Origin of the sequence: Salmonella sp. 741265073_HBA, assembly GCF_046569105.1 — a bacterium.
Classification (GTDB): Bacteria; Pseudomonadota; Gammaproteobacteria; order Enterobacterales; family Enterobacteriaceae; genus Salmonella; species Salmonella enterica.
Genome location: NZ_JBKFRY010000005.1, coordinates 14,982 through 34,439 on the forward strand (window position 1 = coordinate 14,982; position 19,458 = coordinate 34,439).

Below are 19,458 nucleotides of genomic sequence, written 5' to 3' on the forward strand. Positions count from 1 at the left end.
TTCTACGCTGACGGGCGGTGCGGTGAAATTAGCAAAATGTGCAAAGTCTTTTGCGTTTTTGGCAAAAGTCTCTGTTACCAACTTACTACGGCCTCAAATCCACCTTCCGCGGCGTTGCCAAACGACACCGTCATGCCGTGTAGCGTAGCGATGCGGCGGACGATTGATAATCCCAGACCGCTGCCGGTCACACTTTGGCCTGGCGGGCGGTAAAAACGCTCGCCGATATGCGTCAGAATCTCTGGCGCTACGCCGGGGCCATTATCTCTGACGGTGAAGCTGCGGGCATGTAAGGTAACGTCGACGACGCTGCCCTGCGGACTGTAGCGAATCGCATTATCCAGCAGGTTACGCACTAACAGGCTTAAAAGTAGCGGCTGACCGGTACGTATGACGTCATGGGCGTTAAGCTGTAAACGCACGTCGATATTCGCCTGCTGCGCCGGATGATAAATATCCATTACCGCGGACTGCAGCAGCTCTTCCAGCGAAATCTCCGCTACATCCTGCAAATTATTGAGCGAGTCGAGACGCGATAACGTCAGTAGCTGATCGACCAGCCGCGTGGCGCGATCGATCCCCGCATGGAGCTGGGTCAGCGCTTTATCACGCGATAGCGGATCGTCGCCCGAGAGCTGCGCCACCTCGGTTTGTACTTTCAGCGCGGCCAGCGGGCTGCGCAATTCATGGGCGGCGTCGGAGGTAAATCGCCGTTCGCGCACCATCATGGAGTGGATGCGGCTAAAAAGCTGATTAAGCGCTTCGACCAGTGGGCGAACCTCGCTCGGTACGCCTTTGGCGTCGAGCGGCGTTTCCGATTCCGGCGACCGGAAGCGCAGCGCCTGCGCCAGTTTTTTCAACGGTCTGAGCTCGCGGTGAAGCAGGAGTAATAAAATCAGCAGCATGAAGGGAAGGGCGATCAGCCACGGCGTTAATTGCGCCGCCACGATCGCCAGCGCCATATCTTCGCGGTAATCCCACTCCTGACCGACGACGATACGATACTTACCGTCCACCGAGTTCAACCACAAAAAACGCCAGAGGTCGTTGTCATCCTTCAGATAGCCATTGTCGAAACCTTCCCGGCGATAGCGATACGGAATATCCTGGCCGTTGTCGCCATCATGCAGCAACATTTTGCCGTCAGCGGAAAAGATGGCGAACGCCAGCGCATCGTCATCGATATGCCCATGTTTTAATTTCTTTGGCGTATGCGCCATGCGCTGCGGGGCGTTGATCTCGTTAAGATCGAGGGTGCTAAGCCGTCTGGCGAACAACATCAACTGTGTGTCAAACAGCTCGTCGACATTATCCGTCGTCTTTCTCCAGGCCACAAAACTGGAAATTGCCCAGGTGATGGAGACCAGAATCAGGAAAATAAGCGTCAGCCTGACGCGCAGGCTGAGACGTTGCGTCAATTTCATGCGTCACCCAGGGTGTAGCCGATGCCGTGTACGGTGCGAATAAATTCGCTGCCGAGCTTGCGGCGTAAATGATGAACATGGACTTCCACTGCATTGCTGGACACGTCGTCATCCCAGTTATACAGCTTCTCTTCAATAAGCTTGCGCGGCAGCACGCGACCTTTGTTGCGCAGTAATAGTTCCAGCAACGCGAACTCTTTTGGTTTTAGGGCCAGCGGTTCGCCGGCAAGCGTTGCGACGAGATTGCCTGGATTGAGCGTCACCTGGCCGTGGCGCAATTCGCTACTGGCCTGACCGCTGGCGCGGCGTACCAGCGCCTCCAGACGGGCGGCGACCTCAATGAGCGCGAAAGGTTTACATAAATAGTCATCGGCGCCCAGACGTAGCCCCTCGACGCGCTCTGCTAACGCGTCGCGCGCCGTCAGGATCAGTACCGGTTCCTGTTTACCCTTTTCGCGCCATTCGCGCAAAATATCCCGTCCGTCCATGCCTGGCAGCGTCAAATCTAAAATAACCGCATCATAAGGCGCGCTGTAAAGCGCCTCTTTGCCCGGACGTCCCTCGGTAAACCAGTCGACGCTGAAACCCATTTTACTCAGGCCCGCTTTTATGCCATCGCCAATAAGTGTGTCATCTTCTACCAGTAAAATTCGCATCTGTTCTTCCTTGCGGTAACTCGCGTTGCCGTCAGTTAACCTTGTCGCCGCAGGCGATGTACAGAAAAAAAGATTCTTTTTTTGCCTTAAGAAGTTGTTAAGGATTACCTTATTAAATGGATCTGAAACGACATGAAAGGGAAAAGTAATCATGAAAAAATTAGCTGCAATCGTTGCCGTTATGGCACTGTGTTCTACCCCGGTTCTGGCGGCTCAGCAGGGCGGTTTCTCCGGCCCGTCGGCGACGCAAACGCAAGGCGGCGGATTTGTCGGCCCGAACGGCAGCAGCACGACGGTAGAGAGCGCTAAATCGCTGCGTGACGATGCGTGGGTAACGCTGCGCGGGAATATCGTCGAGCGCATTTCCGACGACCTGTATGTGTTTAAAGATGCGACCGGTACTATCAATGTGGATATTGACCACAAGCGCTGGAACGGCCTGACCGTAACCCCGCAGGATACCGTTGAAATTCAGGGTGAAGTGGATAAAGACTGGAACTCTGTCGAAATCGACGTAAAACAGATTCGTAAAGTGAATCCGTAATCCCACATTGCGCAAGATCGGTCAGGATTCACAGCCGCCCGGTGGGCAGAATAGGCCACAAGGAGGCAGTGATGAATGACCTGATCAGCGCGGCTTATTCCGAACGTCTGCGGAGCGTTTGCGACCACATTGAGCGTCATCTGGATGAGCCTCTGTCGATTGAGGCGTTAAGCCGGATGGCGCACAGCTCGCCGTTTCATTTTCACCGGCAGTTTACCACCTGGAGCGGGCTTCCGCTCTATCGCTATATCCAGTGGTTGCGTTTGCGCCGCGCGTCATGGCGGCTGGCGTTTAACCCGCAGGATAAAGTTATCGATATCGCGCTGGATGCCGGGTTTCAGAATCCGGAGTCGTTCACACGTGCTTTCAAAACCGCGTTTGGTCAAAGCCCGCGCCGGTTTCGGCAATCGCCGGACTGGCTGGCCTGGCACCAACGCGTTCCTAAACTTGCGTTACAGGAGCAGCATGTCATGGACGTAAAAATTGTTGAATTTCCACCTACCCGCGTCGCGATGCTGACGCATCTGGGGCATCCGGATAAGGTCAACGCCAGCGCGGCGAAATTTATTGCATGGCGGCGCGAAACGGGGCAGTCGCCGATTGCCAGCAGTCAAACTTTTGGTATTGCCTGGCACGACCCGCAGACGACGCCGCCGGATCAATTCCGCTTTGATATCTGCGGCAGCGTCCACCAGCCGATAGCCGAAAATGACGTTGGCGTGGTGAATAGCGAGATTTCTGGCGGGCGCTGCGCGGTGGTACGCCATCAGGGATCGCTCGACAGCCTCCCGGAGAGCGTGTGGTATTTATTCCGCGAATGGCTACCCGCCAGCGGTGAGACGCTGCGCGATTTTCCGGTCTTCTTCCAGTACCTGAATTTCGTCCATGAGGTGGCGGAACATGAGCTGCTGACGGATATCTATCTGCCGCTTCGTTAACTTCCTCGCAACCTGTCTCACGGTTTGTGACTCAGACCGTGAGATAGGGTATTATCTGCGGCAATATTGCCGTCCGAACGGTCAGCATGCAGATTGAGGATCCCCTGTTAATGAGCGATATGGCAGAGCGCCTTGCGCTACATGAATTTACGGAAAACGCCTACTTAAACTACTCCATGTACGTGATCATGGATCGTGCGTTGCCGTTTATTGGCGACGGCCTGAAGCCGGTACAGCGCCGCATCGTCTATGCGATGTCAGAGCTGGGGCTGAACGCCAGCGCTAAATTTAAAAAATCCGCCCGTACCGTCGGTGACGTACTGGGTAAGTATCATCCGCACGGCGACAGCGCCTGCTATGAAGCCATGGTGCTGATGGCGCAGCCGTTCTCTTACCGTTACCCGCTGGTCGATGGCCAGGGGAACTGGGGCGCGCCGGATGATCCGAAGTCATTCGCGGCAATGCGTTATACCGAATCTCGCCTGTCCAAATACGCCGAGCTGCTGTTAAGCGAACTCGGTCAGGGGACGGCGGACTGGGTGCCAAACTTCGACGGCACGATGCAGGAACCGAAAATGTTACCGGCGCGTCTGCCGAACATCCTGCTGAACGGCACCACCGGTATAGCGGTGGGCATGGCAACAGATATCCCGCCGCACAACCTGCGCGAAGTGGCGAAAGCGGCGATTACGCTGATTGAGCAGCCGAAAACGACGCTGGATCAGTTGCTGGATATCGTCCAGGGGCCGGATTACCCGACCGAAGCGGAGATCATTACCCCACGTGCGGAAATTCGTAAAATTTACGAAAACGGGCGTGGCTCCGTGCGTATGCGCGCGGTATGGACCAAAGAAGACGGCGCCGTGGTGATCACCGCGCTGCCGCATCAGGTGTCTGGCGCGAAAGTGCTGGAGCAGATTGCTGCGCAGATGCGTAATAAAAAACTGCCGATGGTGGATGATCTGCGCGATGAATCGGATCACGAAAACCCGACGCGTTTAGTGATTGTCCCGCGCTCCAACCGTGTGGATATGGAACAGGTGATGAACCATCTGTTCGCCACCACCGATCTGGAAAAAAGCTACCGTATTAACCTGAACATGATCGGTCTGGATGGTCGTCCGGCGGTGAAAAACCTGCTGGAGATCCTCACCGAGTGGCTGGTGTTCCGCCGCGACACGGTGCGTCGTCGTCTGAACTATCGTCTGGAGAAAGTGCTTAAGCGCCTGCATATCCTCGAAGGTCTGCTGGTGGCGTTTCTCAACATCGACGAAGTGATTGAGATTATCCGTAACGAGGATGAGCCGAAACCCGCGCTGATGTCGCGTTTCGGCATCAGCGAAACCCAGGCGGAAGCGATTCTCGAACTGAAACTGCGTCATCTCGCCAAACTGGAAGAGATGAAAATTCGCGGTGAGCAGGACGAGCTGGAAAAAGAGCGGGACCAGTTGCAGGGCATTCTCGCGTCCGAACGCAAAATGAATACCTTGCTGAAAAAAGAGCTACAGGCAGATTCCGATGCCTATGGCGACGATCGCCGTTCTCCGCTGCGTGAGCGCGAAGAAGCTAAAGCGATGAGCGAACACGATATGCTGCCGTCCGAACCGGTGACTATCGTGCTGTCGCAGATGGGCTGGGTGCGCAGCGCCAAAGGTCATGATATTGATGCGCCGGGGCTTAACTATAAAGCGGGCGACAGCTTTAAAGCCGCGGTGAAAGGTAAGAGCAATCAACCGGTGGTGTTTATTGATACCACCGGTCGCAGCTATGCTATTGATCCCATTACGCTTCCGTCGGCGCGCGGGCAGGGCGAACCGCTGACCGGCAAACTCACGCTGCCGCCGGGGGCGACCGTAGAGCATATGCTGATGGAAGGCGATGACCAGAAACTGCTGATGGCGTCGGATGCGGGCTATGGCTTCGTTTGTACGTTTAACGATCTGGTTGCCCGTAACCGTGCCGGTAAAGCGTTGATTACACTGCCGGAAAATGCGCACGTCATGCCGCCGCTGGTGATTGAAGACGAGCACGATATGCTGCTGGCGATTACCCAGGCCGGACGGATGTTGATGTTCCCGGTTGACTCTCTGCCGCAGCTGTCGAAAGGCAAAGGGAATAAGATCATTAATATCCCCTCTGCGGAAGCGGCGAAAGGCGATGATGGACTGGCGCACCTGTACGTGCTGCCGCCACAAAGCACTCTGACTATCCATGTCGGGAAGCGCAAAATCAAACTGCGCCCTGAAGAGTTACAGAAAGTGGTCGGCGAACGCGGACGCCGTGGCACATTAATGCGCGGCCTGCAGCGTATCGATCGCATTGAGATTGATTCACCGCATCGCGTAAGTCATGGCGACAGCGAAGAGTAAGACAGGGGCACCCGTAGGCCGGACAAGGCATTTAAGCCGCCATCCGGCGCTCTGCCGTTGCCGGATGACGACGCAGTAGCGTCTTATCCGGCCTACGGTTTCAGATCGGATTAACATTAAAATTTCCCGTAAAACCGTTGTTTATTCGTGCATTGCGATTAACAATACGTTTTTCCAGAGAGCCACACTTACCAAAATCCTAACCTGAATTTCAGGTGACGTAGAATGCCGGGCTCTTAGGCCTTCAGAGGTTGTTATGCTATATATTTTTCGTCTTATTGTTACCGTTATTTACTCCATTCTGGTCTGTGTTTTCGGTTCTATTTACTGCCTTTTCAGCCCACGTAACCCAAAACACGTGGCGACGTTTGGACATATGTTCGGTCGTCTGGCCCCGCTGTTTGGCCTGAAAGTGGAGTGCCGCAAACCCGCCGACGCGGAAAGCTATGGCAATGCTATCTATATCGCTAACCACCAGAATAATTATGATATGGTCACGGCGTCGAATATTGTGCAGCCGCCAACGGTGACGGTGGGGAAAAAAAGCCTGCTTTGGATCCCGTTTTTTGGGCAACTGTACTGGCTGACCGGTAATCTGTTGATTGACCGTAATAACCGCGCCAAAGCGCATAGCACCATTGCGGCAGTGGTTAACCATTTTAAAAAGCGCCGTATTTCTATCTGGATGTTCCCTGAAGGTACGCGTAGCCGGGGACGCGGTCTGCTGCCGTTTAAAACCGGCGCGTTTCATGCGGCTATCGCGGCTGGTGTGCCGATCATTCCTGTCTGCGTTTCCAACACCTCTAACAAAGTCAATCTAAACCGCCTGAACAACGGACTGGTTATTGTGGAAATGCTGCCGCCAGTCGACGTCAGCGAATATGGTAAAGATCAGGTTCGCGAGCTGGCGGCCCACTGCCGTGCGTTAATGGAGCAAAAAATCGCGGAACTTGATAAAGAGGTTGCGGAACGTGAAGCGACCGGTAAGGTTTAAGCAGCCTTACTCTGTTATTGTAGAAATCATTTTTTCAGGCACAACTCTTTAGCCTGTTTTATATGGAGCTTATATGTCATTCAGTCGGCGTCAGTTTCTTCAGGCATCGGGAATCGCACTATGTGCAGGCGCGATTCCCCTCAGGGCGAATGCTGCCGGTCAGCAACAGCCGTTGCCTGTTCCGCCGTTGCTGGAGTCCCGTCGCGGGCAGCCGTTGTTTATGACGCTACAGCGAGCGCACTGGTCCTTTACGCAAGGCACGCGCGCGCCGGTCTGGGGAGTGAACGGTCGTTATCTGGGGCCGACAATCCGCGTCTGGAAAGGCGATGACGTTAAACTCATCTATAGCAACCGCCTGGCGGAAAATGTCTCCATGACGGTTGCTGGTTTACTGGTACCGGGGCCGCTGATGGGTGGCCCGGCGCGTATGATGTCGCCGAACGCGGACTGGGCGCCGGTGTTGCCGATTCGTCAGAGCGCCGCGACGCTGTGGTATCACGCTAACACGCCTAACCGTACCGCGCAGCAGGTGTATAACGGCCTGGCCGGAATGTGGCTGGTCGAAGACGACATCAGTAAAACGCTGCCCATTCCGAACCATTACGGCGTGGATGATTTTCCCGTCATTATCCAGGATAAGCGGCTGGATAACTTTGGGACGCCGGAGTACAGCGAACCGGGAAGCGGTGGTTTTGTCGGCGATACGCTGCTGGTGAACGGCGCGCAAAGCCCCTATGTCGAAGTGTCCCGCGGCTGGGTGCGGTTACGGTTGTTGAACGCATCGAACTCGCGGCGCTATCAGCTTCAGATGAGCGATGGCCGGGCGCTGCATGTGATTTCAGGCGATCAGGGCTTTTTACCTGCGCCGGTTTCCGTCAAACAGTTGTCACTGGCGCCTGGCGAGCGACGTGAAATCCTGGTTGATATGACCAACGGCGACGAAGTCTCGATCACCTGCGGGGAAGCGGCCAGTATAGTCGATCGGATTCGCGGTTTCTTTGAGCCTTCCAGTATTCTGGTTTCGACCCTGGTGCTGACGTTACGGCCAACCGGATTGCTGCCGCTGGTGACCGATAATCTGCCGATGCGTCTGTTGCCGACGGAGATCATGAGCGGCGCGCCTGTCCGCAGTCGGGACATCAGTCTTGGCGACGATCCGGGGATTAACGGCCAACTATGGGATGTGAATCGCATTGATATTACGGCCCAACAAGGCACCTGGGAGCGCTGGACGGTACGCGCCGATATGCCGCAGTCGTTCCATATTGAGGGCGTCTCTTTCCTGATTCGTAACGTCAACGGCGCTATGCCGTTCCCGGAAGATAGAGGCTGGAAAGATACCGTCTGGGTGGATGGGCAAGTCGAACTGCTGGTCTACTACGGTCAGCCGTCCTGGCCGCACTTCCCGTTCTATTTCAATAGCCAGACGCTGGAAATGGCCGACCGCGGCTCGATTGGGCAAATGCTGGTGAATCCGGCGTCGTAAAGCGTCCGAGTACGGGTCTGAATAGCGCAGACCCGTCAGGGTTTTCAGGAAGGGGCAAACAGCGTGGGAAGCAGCAGACTCAACTGCGGGAAGTAGCAAATCATCGCCATGACCACAAAGAGTGCCAGAAACATCGGTAATAGCGGTTTGACGACTTTATCAATACTGATTTTGCCGATACTGCAACCGACGAACAAAATAGTGCCTACCGGGGGCGTACACAGTCCGATGGTTAAATTGAAAACCATAATAATGCCAAAATGGACAGGGTCGATTCCCAGATGTTGAGCAATGGGAAGGAAAATAGGCGTAAAGATCAGAATAGCCGGGGTAATATCCATAAACGTCCCGACGAGTAACAAAATGAGATTGATAATCAGCAAGATGACCCATTTATTTTCGGACACGCTGGTAATCATTTCATTAATCAGTTCAGGAACATCAGCATTGGTCATCGCCCATGACATTCCCATTGAGCAGCCGACCAGTAAGAGAACAATAGAGCTGGTTACTACCGAATCCAGCAGAATATCGTGCAACTTACTCACATTAATTTCTCGATAAATGGCCGCCAGCGCCAGGCTATAGATTACCGCGATCGCAGAGGCCTCTGTTGGCGTAAATACGCCGCCGATAATGCCGCCGATAATAATAAATATCAGCAACAGGCTGGGCAACGAATCGCGGAATACCGACAGAAACTGCCGCAGGTTGATACGTTCGGCAACCGGGTAATGGTGGCGATGGGCATACAGCGCAGCTACCGTCATTAAAGCCAGCGCGGTTAAGATGCCGGGCAGGTAGCCCGCCAAAAACAGGGCGGCGACAGAGGTGCCGCCGCTAGCCAGCGAATAGACAATTAGCACGTTGCTGGGCGGGATCATCAGGCCAATCGGCGCCGAAGCGACGTTGATCGCCGTAGAGAACGCCGGAGAGTAGCCCTCTTTTTCCTGTAATGGCGACATGATGCCGCCCACCGCGGCCGCAGAAGCGACCGCCGAGCCGGATATCGCGCCAAACAGGGTGTTCGCCAGAATATTGCAGTGCGCCAGCGAACCGGGAAGGCGGCCAACTAACGCCTGAGCCAGATTCACCAGGCGCCGGGCGATTCCCCCGGTATTCATGATATTGCCGGCTAACACAAAAAAGGGGATCGCCAGCAGCGTAAAGCCATCGAGACCGACGGTCATTTTTTGCGAAATAACCGAGATTGCCGCATCCGGGGGAAGGGCTATCAGGATTGAGAATAAGGACGACAGCCCGATAGCGAATGTAATAGGAACGCCGACCGCCAGCATAATGGCAAAACTGCCAAATAAAACAATTATTGGGTAAATATATTCAAAGTCCATATATCCCTCGTTAGCGAAGATGGCGCTGATGATAATTATCAATAACGTTCACAATGGTGTAGTACACCAGGATGACGCCGCTAATCGGCATGACCCAATAGACTTTATCCATAGGCCATTTTAATACCGGGGACATTTGGCTGACGTGCGCCGCTTTTTCAACAATAATATCACCGCCGTACACCATAAAAATCAGCGCGAACACGGTAATAATCACCTGAATGATACTGTCGAGTACGAGGGCGGGCGTTCGGGAGAGTTTTTGCGCTAACAAATCGATAGCTAAATGTTTTTTTAATCCGGCGGTATAGACGCCGCCTAACAGAATCATCCACATAAAAAGAATCTGGGTGAATTCGTCGAGCGTGCTGCTTGGCGCGTTGAATATAAAGCGCGCTGCCACCTGCCAGGATACGCAGGCAACCATGATCGCCAGAATAATACAGCAGCACCCGGCCAGTATTTTGTTCAGTGCATTGGTGAGTATTCGCATATTACATCCTGTAAAGGGCAGGAGAACCCTGCCCGGCAGATTTACATATTCTCGATGTATTCCAGATCCTTCGCTGACTGAGCATCTTTCGCGCGGAACTCATCAAATAAGGGCTTAACACGCTGTTTGAACGCGGATTTATCAATATCAACAACAGTCGCGTTCATGGCCTTCATGCTCTCATAAGCCTCTTTTTCCGCGGCGGGCCAGATGACGTCTTTCATTTGCTGCATGGATTCATCTGCGGCTTTATATAACGCTTTCCGTTCTTTATCGCTCAATTTGTTAAGTACTTTGGTACTGATGACCAGGACATCCGGCACCATCGTGTGCTCGTCGCGGGAATAGAATTTCGCCACCTCCGCATGACGCATATCGGCATAAACCACGGGGTTGTTTTCGCCGCCATCGACCACGCCTTGCTGGAGCGCGGTATAGAGTTCGCCTTGCGCCATCGGCGTCGGCACGCCGCCGAGCGCTTTCACCATCGCGATAGCGCTGGGGCTTTGCTGCACTCTGATTTTCATACCGGCTAAATCGTCGGGTTGAGTGATGGGCTTACCAGCGTAAAAACTGCGGGCGCCGCCGTCGTACCAGGTTAAGCCGACGAAGCCTTTGCTTTCGGAGGACGCGAGAATGCGTTTCCCTAAGTCGCTTTTCAGTACGTTGTAGTAGTGATCGCGGTCACGGAATAAAAACGGCAGGCTAAACACGCTATATTCCGGCGCAAAAGACTCCAGCGATGCCGCATTGACTTTCACCATTTGCAGAGCGCCGGAGTTCATCAATTCCAGCGATTCACGTTCGTTGCCCAGCGTGGCGTTGGGGTAAATACGAATATTTAATTCGCCGTCCGAATAGGCTTTCGCTTTGTCGGCCAGATAGCTCATCGCTTTGTGAACGGCGTGGCTTTTATCCTGATTGTGGCTCAGTTTCAGCGTGGTTTTGGCGAGCGTTGGGAATGCCAGTAGCAAACAGCCGGCCAGTAATACCGCTGATGTTGTGAATGAACGTGTGTTTTTCATATCTGCTTCCTTATAAGTTGGGATTCCTGTGGTTATCGTTGATTAATTAATAACCTGCTGATACGTAAGGTATTGTGTTGGGGAAAGGCGTGGTGATGGTGTTCTTTATCCCCTGAATTCTGTCAGCCAATTTAATTTAATCAATAGACCAAAGAAAGAGATCTGGTTCACAGAAGAAAGTCATGGTAAAAACAGTGTCGTGAGCAATTCAGCGAAGTTTTTTTATATATTGCTGATAATGCGATGTTTTTTTACTTTTTGTTGTTATGGCGATACTGCGTTTTTAGACGTGGGTATAATTAATTGCATACCAATTTGAAGATATTCATAAGACCAATTTCAAACACCTCAGGCCAGGCCGTTGAAAGTTGTTTCTATTTCGCGCCAGCCCTGCATATAAGGCGATAATCTCCTTCATTTTCGCTATAGATACGGCTTATAATCCCCGACCTTTGATTATTTTTTTGCCAATCGTTTTGGAAGCAATATGAGCGCTATCTCCCTGATCCAACCGGATCGCGACCTTTTCTCCTGGCCGCAGTACTGGGCCGCCTGCTTTGGGCCGGCGCCGTTTTTGCCGATGTCACGTGACGAGATGGATCAACTTGGCTGGGATAGCTGCGACATTATTCTGGTAACCGGCGACGCCTACGTCGACCATCCGAGCTTCGGCATGGCGATTTGCGGTCGTATGCTGGAAGCGCAGGGCTTCCGCGTGGGGATCATCGCCCAACCTGACTGGAACAGCAAAGACGACTTTATGCGTCTGGGAAAACCGAACCTGTTCTTCGGCGTCACCGCCGGCAACATGGACTCGATGATCAACCGCTACACCGCCGACCGTAAGCTGCGCCATGACGACGCCTACACCCCGGACAACGTCGCGGGCAAACGCCCGGACCGCGCCACGCTGGTCTATACCCAGCGTTGCAAAGAAGCGTGGAAAGATGTCCCGGTGATCCTCGGCGGCATTGAGGCCAGTCTGCGCCGTACCGCGCATTACGACTACTGGTCTGATACTGTGCGTCGTTCAGTGTTAGTCGATTCCAAAGCCGACATGCTGATGTTTGGCAACGGCGAGCGTCCGCTGGTGGAAGTGGCGCACCGTCTGGCAATGGGCGAAACCATCGATCAGATTCGCGACGTGCGTAACACTGCGATTATGGTTAAAGAAGCGCTGCCTGGCTGGAGCGGCGTCGACTCCACTCGTCTGGACACGCCGGGTAAAATCGATCCAATTCCCCATCCCTATGGTGAGGATCTGCCGTGCGCGGATAACAAGCCGGTCGCGCCGAAAAAGCAAGAAGCTAAGGCGATTACCGTGCAGCCGCCGCGTCCGAAGCCGTGGGAAAAAACCTATATCCTGCTGCCATCCTTTGAAAAGGTGAAAGGCGACAAGGTGCTGTACGCCCATGCGTCGCGTATTCTGCATCACGAAACTAACCCTGGCTGCGCGCGGGCGCTGATGCAAAAACACGGCGACCGCTATGTCTGGATCAACCCGCCCGCCATACCGCTCTCCACTGAAGAGATGGATAGCGTGTTTGCGCTGCCGTATCAGCGTGTGCCGCACCCGGCTTACGGCAATGCCCGTATTCCGGCCTATGAGATGATCCGCTTTTCGATCAATATCATGCGCGGCTGCTTTGGCGGCTGCTCTTTCTGCTCGATCACTGAACATGAAGGGCGCATCATTCAGAGCCGCTCGGAAGACTCTATTATCAACGAGATCGAAGCGATCCGCGACACGGTGCCGGGGTTTACCGGCGTGATCTCCGATCTGGGCGGTCCTACCGCGAACATGTATATGCTGCGCTGTAAGTCGCCGCGTGCGGAGCAGACCTGTCGTCGCCTGTCATGCGTCTATCCGGATATCTGTCCGCATATGGATACTGACCATACGCCGACGATCAATCTTTATCGCCGCGCCCGTGAGCTGAAAGGCATTAAGAAAATCTTAATTGCCTCCGGCGTGCGCTACGACATCGCTGTAGAAGATCCTCGCTACATTAAAGAGCTGGCAAGCCATCATGTGGGCGGCTATCTGAAGATTGCGCCGGAGCATACTGAAGAAGGTCCGCTGTCGAAAATGATGAAGCCGGGTATGGGCAGCTACGATCGCTTTAAAGAGTTATTTGACCTTTACTCTAAACAGGCCGGAAAAGAGCAGTATCTGATCCCGTATTTTATCTCCGCGCATCCGGGCACGCGGGACGAGGATATGGTGAATCTGGCGCTGTGGCTCAAGCGCCACCGCTTCCGTCTGGATCAGGTGCAGAACTTCTACCCGTCGCCGTTGGCGAATTCGACCACCATGTATTACACCGGTAAAAACCCGCTGGGTAAAATTGGTTATAAGAGTGAAGATGTGGTGGTGCCGAAGGGAGACAGGCAACGTCGCCTGCATAAGGCGCTGCTGCGTTATCACGATCCGGCGAACTGGCCGCTGATTCGCCAGGCGCTGGAAGCGATGGGGAAAAAGCATTTGATTGGCGGTCGCCGTGAGTGTTTGGTGCCTGCGCCGACCATTGAAGAGATGCGCGAAGCGCGTCGCCAGAACCGCAACACGCGCCCGGCGTTGACCAAGCATACGCCGGTGGAACATCAGCGGCAGGGGCTTGCTGCGAATAAGAAGCGCGGGAAAGGCGCGGGGCGTTAAACGGTTTTACAGGTATCCTGTCAGGCTGGATAAGGCGAAGCCGCGATCCAGCGATTATTTTGCCTGATGGCGCTGTGTTTATCAGGCCCACAGATCGACCCAGGCCGAACGCCATCCGGCAGAAGTGCTCCGTATTTATGCCTCACGAATTCTGGCCGCCAGCGCGGCCAGTTTTTCATCATCCGCCCGTTCATGATCGTGTGACGACAGATATCCTTCATACTGTTCGAAAAATTTATTCTGCCGCGATTCAATCGGTTTCCAGTGGGTTAAATCGCCAGTACCGTGCATGGGGCTTAATTTACTGTGCACATGGTCTACACCGAAACCTTCGAAGAACATTCCCGTACGACTGACATCCGGGAAAGCCTTATCCAGTTTCTTAGCCACTTTTTGGGTCGCCAGCATCAGGTCCGCTAACGCCTGCGGCGGTAGATCGAACGCGTAGCTGGGGTAATGTTTTTTCGGGATCACTACGGTAAACCCATCGGTATTCGGAAAAATCGACAAAAAAGCCAGGTGATGCTCATCTTCCCAAACTTTATGACAAGGTGCTTTACCTTCAACTATTTGACAGAAAATGCAGGTCATTCCATTTCTCCGTTAACCGAGGGGCTTATCGATGCGTTAAGCGTTTAATACAACCCTAACACTTTCCACCATGCGAGGCCGACTGTCAAAAAGACCGCCTGATTAAAGAGGCTGATAATAAATCCCGTTCGCCACCAGACGCCCGTCGGTACATAGCCGGCGCCAAAAAGAATGGGGCCGCGTGCGTGGGTATACTGTGTAAGAGAGCAGTACAGGCTGCTGGTAAACGCCAGCATAAGCGCCATCGGCGCTGCCGGTATATTCAAATGCAGACCGACGCCCAGAAACACCGCATACAGCGCGGCGATTTGCGCGTTGCCGCTGGCGAAAAAATAGTGGGTATAAAAATAGGCTGCGTTAAGCAGCAGCAGAATGATTATCCAACTGGTTCCATGCATCGTACTGCCGATGCTGTCGCCAATCAGGTTGCCAAACCAGCTGGTGAATCCTAGTTTCTTCAACTGGTTAGCCATCATCAGCAGCGCGGCAAACCAAATCAACGTATCCCAGGCGCCTTTTTCGCTTTTAACGTCTTCCCAGGTGAGCACGCCGCTCAGTAATAAAATCGAGAGACCGACAAAAGAGGCCGTCGTGGCATCCACGCCGAGCGAGCTGCCAAAAATCCATAGCACCAGCAACACGCCGACGGTCGCCAGCATGAGCCACTCGCCGCGCGTCATACTGCCCATTTGCGCCAGCTCTTTGCGCGCCAAATCCGGCGCATCCGGCGTATGTTTAATTTCCGGACGCGTCAGCCAGTAGACCAGCAGCGGGACGATAAGAAAAGAGACCAGGCAAGGCAGGAGCGCGGCGATAAACCAGCTTCCCCAGCTCAACGTAACGCCGGCGTTCGCTGCCAGTTTTACCGCCAGCAGGTTACCCGTATAACCGGTCATAAACAGTGCGGCGGTGACGTCGTTAACATTGCCAATACAGGTGATCAGAAAGGTGCCGATTTTGCTGCGAGACTCATCTTCCGGATGTGAATCAAAGCTGCGCGCCAGCGAGTCGGCGATCGGGTAAATCACGCCGCCGCAGCGCGCGGTGTTACTGGGCATCGCGGGGGAGAGGATCAGATCGGCAAACGCCAGACCATAAGCCAGACCCAGCGTTCGTTTACCTAACAGACGGATCATTTGTAGGGCGATACGCCGACCCAGCCCGGTTTTGATAAACCCACGGGCAATCATAAAGGCGACGACGATAAGCCAGATCAGCGAACTGTTCAGCTCGCTCAACGCCGTGGTAATCGCGCCGCTGGCCGTTTTGTCGCCGGCAGCATAGGCGAGCGCAAAGACGGTGATACCAATAATACCGACCGCGCCAATAGGCAGCACTTTCGCCACGATAGAGGCGATCGTCGCGACAAAAATAATCGCGGAATGCCAGGCCGGCGCGCTTAACCCGGAAGGGGGCGTTAGCTGCCACAGTCCGGCGGCGATAACCAGAATAAGAATTAATGGGAGCCATTTGACGCCCTGAGATTTTTTTTCCGCCACAATCACACATCCATAAATATTTTATATGTATTAAGTAAATTCATAATAAATATGAATAAATATTCATAAAATCAGAATAATTCTGCGCTTGTGTGTGGGGGAAATATACTGTTAAATGCGCGTAATTGTTTCTTAATGTTTCGGAATGCAAAAAAGCCCGACGACATCGTCGGGCATGACGTGCGATAAATCCGGCTTAACCGCCGAATTGATCCGGATCGGGGCCGAGGCGTTTTCCTTGATCCAGTTTTGCGATCTCGCCTAATTCATCTTTATCGAGACGGAAATCCCAGACAGCAAAGTTTTCTGCGATACGGGAAGGGGTGACGGATTTCGGAATGACGACCAGCCCGCAGTCCAGATGCCAGCGAATAACAATCTGGGCGGGCGTTTTGCCGTATTTATCCGCCAGTTCGCGAATCACTTTCTGATCGAATACGCCTTCGCCGCCCTGCGCCAGCGGGCTCCAGGACTCGGTCTGGATTTTATGCGTCGCATTCCACGCATGTAGCTGGCGCTGTTGCATCAAGGGGTGAAGCTCGATCTGGTTGATCACAGGGGTAACGCCGGTTTCATCGATCAGACGCTGGAGGTGATGGATCTGAAAGTTACAAACCCCGATACTCTTTACCAGCCCCTCTTTTTGCAGCGCGATCATGCCCTTCCAGGCGTCGACATAGTGATCGATAGCCGGTACGGGCCAGTGCATCAGATAGAGATCGAGATAATCAAGCTGCAGTTTTTTCAGACTCTCCTGCAGGGCTTCGCGGGGACGTTTTTGATCGTCATTCCACAACTTGGTGGTGATAAACAGCTCTTCCCGCGCCACGCTCGCTGCTTTTAGCGCTTTGCCGACGCCTTCTTCATTCTGATATGCTGTGGCGGTATCAATCGATCGATAGCCCACCTCCAGCGCTTTATGAATCGCCGCGATCACCTCTTCATTGCTTGCTTTCCAGACTCCCAGCCCAAGTTGTGGCATTACGTTGCCATCCTGTAGCCTGATAATGGTTGGATTAGCCATGATGTGTTCCTCTTTTAATTGGCTCGCCGGAGTCGGGTCCGGCGAGACTAAGTGACTTAAGTCTGGACGAAATGGCCAAAAACGAAAGTCAGAGGCGAAAAAACCTTAGCGCGCCGCTTCATAAATCCGACGGCTGACATCCAGCGTAATATCCTGATTTTCACCTAAATTTGTGCATCCATGCGCCTCAAGTTTAGCCAGTAGCGCCGGAATAGTGCTGCCATCCAGACCGTAATCGGACAAGTGGGTAGGCACGCCCATCTGTTCAAAGAAACGGCGGGTGGCGGCAATGGCGGCATCAATACGCTCGTCGTCGGAACCGTCGGTGATATTCCATACACGTTCAGCATATTGCAGGAGTTTTGCACGTTTAACGTCTCGTTTTTCGTTCCATAGCGCAGGCAGAATGATAGCCAGCGTCTGGGCATGATCGAGACCGTGCATCGCGGTAAGCTCATGGCCCAGCATATGCGTCGCCCAGTCCTGCGGAACACCAGCGCCAATCAGGCCATTCAACGCCTGAGTAGCGGCCCACATCACGTTAGCGCGGACGTCATAGTTTTCAGGCTCTTGCAGCGCTTTGGGACCTTCTTCGATCAGTGTGAGTAAAATGCCTTCGGCGAAACGATCCTGAATTTTGCCGTTAACCGGGTAAGTGACGTACTGCTCAACGGTATGGACGAAAGCATCCACGACGCCGTTCGCAACCTGGCGCGGCGGCAATGTATAGGTGTAGACCGGATCCAGTACGGCAAACACCGGTTGCACGAACGAGGAGTGGAAGGCTTGTTTGTCGCCAGTGGTTTTACGGGAAATGACTGCGCCGGCGTTCGATTCTGAGCCGGTTGCCGGTAGGGTTAGCACAGACCCCATCGGGATTGCGCTACGAATCTCAGTACCGCCGGTTTCCAGAATGTGCCACGGATCGACGCCGTCCGTATACTGCGCCGCTGCGGCGATAAATTTGGTGCCGTCCAGTACGGAACCGCCGCCAACGGCCAGCAGGAAGGTAATATTTTCGTCGCGCACAAGCTGCACGGCCTTCATCAGCGTTTCATAGGACGGGTTCGGTTCAATACCGCCAAACTCCCGAACATCCAGTCCTTTTAACGCTTCCTGAACTTGCGCCAGTACGCCGGTCTTTTTCACGCTACCGCCGCCATAGGTAATCAGCACGCGGGCGTCCTGCGGGATTTGATCGCGAAGATCGACGATAGCGCCTTTACCAAACAGAATGCGGGTAGGGGTATGTAATTTGAAATTGTTCATTGCTCATTCCCTTATGTGGGTAAAAAGAGGGCAGGCGGCTGTCTGCCTGATGGTCATCATTGTGGTCTTGTGAGGGATGTCTCTCAATGCACATTTCTGCCAATGTTTTGCCTATTTCTCCAGAATGCTGGAGAAAATCGCTAAAAATGCGCACAATCCAGCGGAGTGGATTTGATGAAAAAATGGCGCGTTATGAATCGTGAAGCAATTTGCTTACAGTTGGCTGATAAAATTAATCATTTAAAAAATAATGATAAAATAATCAGCGAGCGGCTGGCGGGCATTCGTCTGTTGTATGGTGTTGAACCGGGACCGCGCACGCCGGTCATGTATCAGCCTGGCATCATATTTCTCTTTTCCGGCCATAAAATTGGCTATATTAACAAGCGCAAGTTTCGTTATGACGCTAATGAATATCTCTTACTGACCGTGCCGCTCCCTTTTGAATGCGAGACCTGGGCAACGCCGGAGGTACCACTGGCCGGTATTCGGCTCGACATTGATGTGCTGCAACTGCAAGAGTTGCTCATGGACATTGGCGAAGATGAGCGTTTCCAGTTGCCGATGGCGGCCAGTGGGATTAACTCCGCCACGCTGTCGGACGAGATTTTATGTGCGGTGGAAAGATTGCTGGATGTGATGGAGCGCCCGCTGGATGCGCGGATTCTGGGAAAACAGATTATTCGCGAAATTCTTTATCATGTGCTGATGGGACCGCGCGGCGGGGCGCTGCTTGCACTGGTTAGTCGCCAGACGCACTTTAGCCTGATCAGTCGCGTACTTAAACAGATCGAAATGAAATACACCGAGAACCTGAATGTTGAGCAACTGGCGGCAGAAGCGAACATGAGCGTGTCGGCGTTTCACCATAATTTTAAGGCGGTCACCAGCACCTCGCCGTTGCAGTATTTAAAAAGCTACCGACTGCATAAAGCGCGAATGATGATGATTCACGACGGTATGAAGGCCAGCGCCGCGGCGATGCGGGTCGGCTATGAGAGCGCATCGCAGTTTAGCCGGGAGTTTAAACGTTATTTTGGCGTTACGCCGGGCGAAGATGCGGCAAGAATGCGGACAATGCAAGGGAGCTAAGTGGGGCATCCCGCCACGGGTCAACGAAGCGTAACCGGGCCAT

At 53.6% G+C, this 19,458-nt stretch carries 15 protein-coding genes and 1 pseudogene; 7 read left to right on the forward strand and 9 right to left on the reverse strand.

Annotated elements, in window-relative coordinates; translation table 11 throughout:
- Positions 1-74: 74 nt before the first annotated feature.
- A complete protein-coding gene (gene qseC, locus ACLD3P_RS08980; RefSeq protein ID WP_000779334.1) occupies positions 75-1,424 on the reverse strand; it encodes a quorum sensing histidine kinase QseC in 1,350 nt (449 codons plus the stop codon).
- The gene (gene qseB, locus ACLD3P_RS08985; protein WP_001221574.1) at positions 1,421-2,080 is read right to left on the reverse strand and encodes a quorum sensing response regulator transcription factor QseB; all 660 of its coding nucleotides are present in this window, start codon (positions 2,078-2,080) and stop codon (positions 1,421-1,423) included. Before qseB ends, qseC begins: the two co-directional genes overlap by 4 nt.
- 151 nt (positions 2,081-2,231) lie before the next feature.
- Between qseB and ACLD3P_RS08990 the strand changes: the two genes are divergently transcribed.
- The 5 genes from ACLD3P_RS08990 to ftsP all read left to right on the forward strand — a co-directional run bounded on the left by ACLD3P_RS08990 (position 2,232) and on the right by ftsP (position 8,411).
- On the forward strand, positions 2,232-2,624 hold the full coding sequence (locus ACLD3P_RS08990; RefSeq protein ID WP_000731552.1) for a YgiW/YdeI family stress tolerance OB fold protein: 393 nt from the start codon (positions 2,232-2,234) through the stop codon (positions 2,622-2,624).
- A 71-nt stretch (positions 2,625-2,695) separates the two neighbouring features.
- Positions 2,696-3,562, forward strand: coding sequence for a GyrI-like domain-containing protein (locus ACLD3P_RS08995; RefSeq protein ID WP_411006276.1), 867 nt, complete (start codon positions 2,696-2,698; stop codon positions 3,560-3,562).
- Positions 3,563-3,672: 110 nt separating this feature from the next.
- A complete protein-coding gene (gene parC / locus ACLD3P_RS09000; RefSeq protein WP_411006277.1) occupies positions 3,673-5,931 on the forward strand; it encodes a DNA topoisomerase IV subunit A in 2,259 nt (752 codons plus the stop codon).
- Between the two features lie 256 nt (positions 5,932-6,187).
- On the forward strand, positions 6,188-6,925 hold the full coding sequence (gene plsC, locus ACLD3P_RS09005; protein ID WP_000965733.1) for a 1-acylglycerol-3-phosphate O-acyltransferase: 738 nt from the start codon (positions 6,188-6,190) through the stop codon (positions 6,923-6,925).
- A 73-nt stretch (positions 6,926-6,998) separates the two neighbouring features.
- Positions 6,999-8,411, forward strand: coding sequence for a cell division protein FtsP (gene ftsP / locus ACLD3P_RS09010; RefSeq protein ID WP_000010658.1), 1,413 nt, complete (start codon positions 6,999-7,001; stop codon positions 8,409-8,411).
- 44 nt (positions 8,412-8,455) lie between these two features.
- Here ftsP and ACLD3P_RS09015 read toward each other — a convergent pair whose 3' ends face one another.
- The 3 genes from ACLD3P_RS09015 to ACLD3P_RS09025 are packed head-to-tail and all read right to left on the reverse strand — an operon-like array spanning position 8,456 to position 11,281.
- Positions 8,456-9,763 (reverse strand): TRAP transporter large permease, encoded by a 1,308-nt coding sequence (locus ACLD3P_RS09015; RefSeq protein ID WP_411006278.1) that lies wholly within the window; start codon positions 9,761-9,763, stop codon positions 8,456-8,458.
- A 10-nt stretch (positions 9,764-9,773) separates the two neighbouring features.
- Positions 9,774-10,256 (reverse strand): TRAP transporter small permease, encoded by a 483-nt coding sequence (locus ACLD3P_RS09020; protein ID WP_001221825.1) that lies wholly within the window; start codon positions 10,254-10,256, stop codon positions 9,774-9,776.
- Positions 10,257-10,297: 41 nt separating this feature from the next.
- On the reverse strand, positions 10,298-11,281 hold the full coding sequence (locus tag ACLD3P_RS09025; RefSeq protein ID WP_000799371.1) for a TRAP transporter substrate-binding protein: 984 nt from the start codon (positions 11,279-11,281) through the stop codon (positions 10,298-10,300).
- Between the two features lie 487 nt (positions 11,282-11,768).
- Between ACLD3P_RS09025 and ACLD3P_RS09030 the strand changes: the two genes are divergently transcribed.
- Entirely contained in the window at positions 11,769-13,940 is a 2,172-nt protein-coding gene (locus ACLD3P_RS09030) for a YgiQ family radical SAM protein (protein ID WP_001274458.1), read from the forward strand.
- Between the two features lie 135 nt (positions 13,941-14,075).
- On the opposite strand, the gene ACLD3P_RS09035 is transcribed toward ACLD3P_RS09030, so the two are convergent.
- From ACLD3P_RS09035 to yqhD, 4 genes and pseudogenes are all read right to left on the reverse strand, one after another.
- Positions 14,076-14,531: an HIT family protein gene (locus tag ACLD3P_RS09035; RefSeq protein WP_000128242.1), complete on the reverse strand. Its 456-nt coding sequence runs from the start codon at positions 14,529-14,531 to the stop codon at positions 14,076-14,078.
- A 44-nt stretch (positions 14,532-14,575) separates the two neighbouring features.
- Positions 14,576-16,061 (reverse strand): annotated as a pseudogene (locus tag ACLD3P_RS09040) (DASS family sodium-coupled anion symporter).
- Positions 16,062-16,226: 165 nt separating this feature from the next.
- Entirely contained in the window at positions 16,227-17,054 is an 828-nt protein-coding gene (gene dkgA, locus ACLD3P_RS09045; RefSeq protein WP_000013100.1) for a 2,5-didehydrogluconate reductase DkgA, read from the reverse strand.
- Positions 17,055-17,159: 105 nt separating this feature from the next.
- Positions 17,160-18,323 carry an alcohol dehydrogenase gene (gene yqhD / locus ACLD3P_RS09050; protein WP_001058720.1) on the reverse strand — a complete coding sequence of 388 codons (1,164 nt, stop codon included), beginning with the start codon at positions 18,321-18,323 and terminating at the stop codon, positions 17,160-17,162.
- Between the two features lie 192 nt (positions 18,324-18,515).
- Between yqhD and ACLD3P_RS09055 the strand changes: the two genes are divergently transcribed.
- On the forward strand, positions 18,516-19,415 hold the full coding sequence (locus ACLD3P_RS09055; RefSeq protein ID WP_001078198.1) for an AraC family transcriptional regulator: 900 nt from the start codon (positions 18,516-18,518) through the stop codon (positions 19,413-19,415).
- Positions 19,416-19,458 lie beyond the last annotated feature (43 nt).

Coding starts and splice junctions, on each gene's coding strand:
- qseC (WP_000779334.1), bottom strand. CDS start 1,424: ATGAAATTGACGCAACGTCTCAGCCTGCGCGTCAGGCTGACGCTTATT.
- qseB (WP_001221574.1), bottom strand. CDS start 2,080: ATGCGAATTTTACTGGTAGAAGATGACACACTTATTGGCGATGGCATA.
- ACLD3P_RS08990 (WP_000731552.1), top strand. CDS start 2,232: ATGAAAAAATTAGCTGCAATCGTTGCCGTTATGGCACTGTGTTCTACC.
- ACLD3P_RS08995 (WP_411006276.1), top strand. CDS start 2,696: ATGAATGACCTGATCAGCGCGGCTTATTCCGAACGTCTGCGGAGCGTT.
- parC (WP_411006277.1), top strand. CDS start 3,673: ATGAGCGATATGGCAGAGCGCCTTGCGCTACATGAATTTACGGAAAAC.
- plsC (WP_000965733.1), top strand. CDS start 6,188: ATGCTATATATTTTTCGTCTTATTGTTACCGTTATTTACTCCATTCTG.
- ftsP (WP_000010658.1), top strand. CDS start 6,999: ATGTCATTCAGTCGGCGTCAGTTTCTTCAGGCATCGGGAATCGCACTA.
- ACLD3P_RS09015 (WP_411006278.1), bottom strand. CDS start 9,763: ATGGACTTTGAATATATTTACCCAATAATTGTTTTATTTGGCAGTTTT.
- ACLD3P_RS09020 (WP_001221825.1), bottom strand. CDS start 10,256: ATGCGAATACTCACCAATGCACTGAACAAAATACTGGCCGGGTGCTGC.
- ACLD3P_RS09025 (WP_000799371.1), bottom strand. CDS start 11,281: ATGAAAAACACACGTTCATTCACAACATCAGCGGTATTACTGGCCGGC.
- ACLD3P_RS09030 (WP_001274458.1), top strand. CDS start 11,769: ATGAGCGCTATCTCCCTGATCCAACCGGATCGCGACCTTTTCTCCTGG.
- ACLD3P_RS09035 (WP_000128242.1), bottom strand. CDS start 14,531: ATGACCTGCATTTTCTGTCAAATAGTTGAAGGTAAAGCACCTTGTCAT.
- dkgA (WP_000013100.1), bottom strand. CDS start 17,054: ATGGCTAATCCAACCATTATCAGGCTACAGGATGGCAACGTAATGCCA.
- yqhD (WP_001058720.1), bottom strand. CDS start 18,323: ATGAACAATTTCAAATTACATACCCCTACCCGCATTCTGTTTGGTAAA.
- ACLD3P_RS09055 (WP_001078198.1), top strand. CDS start 18,516: ATGAATCGTGAAGCAATTTGCTTACAGTTGGCTGATAAAATTAATCAT.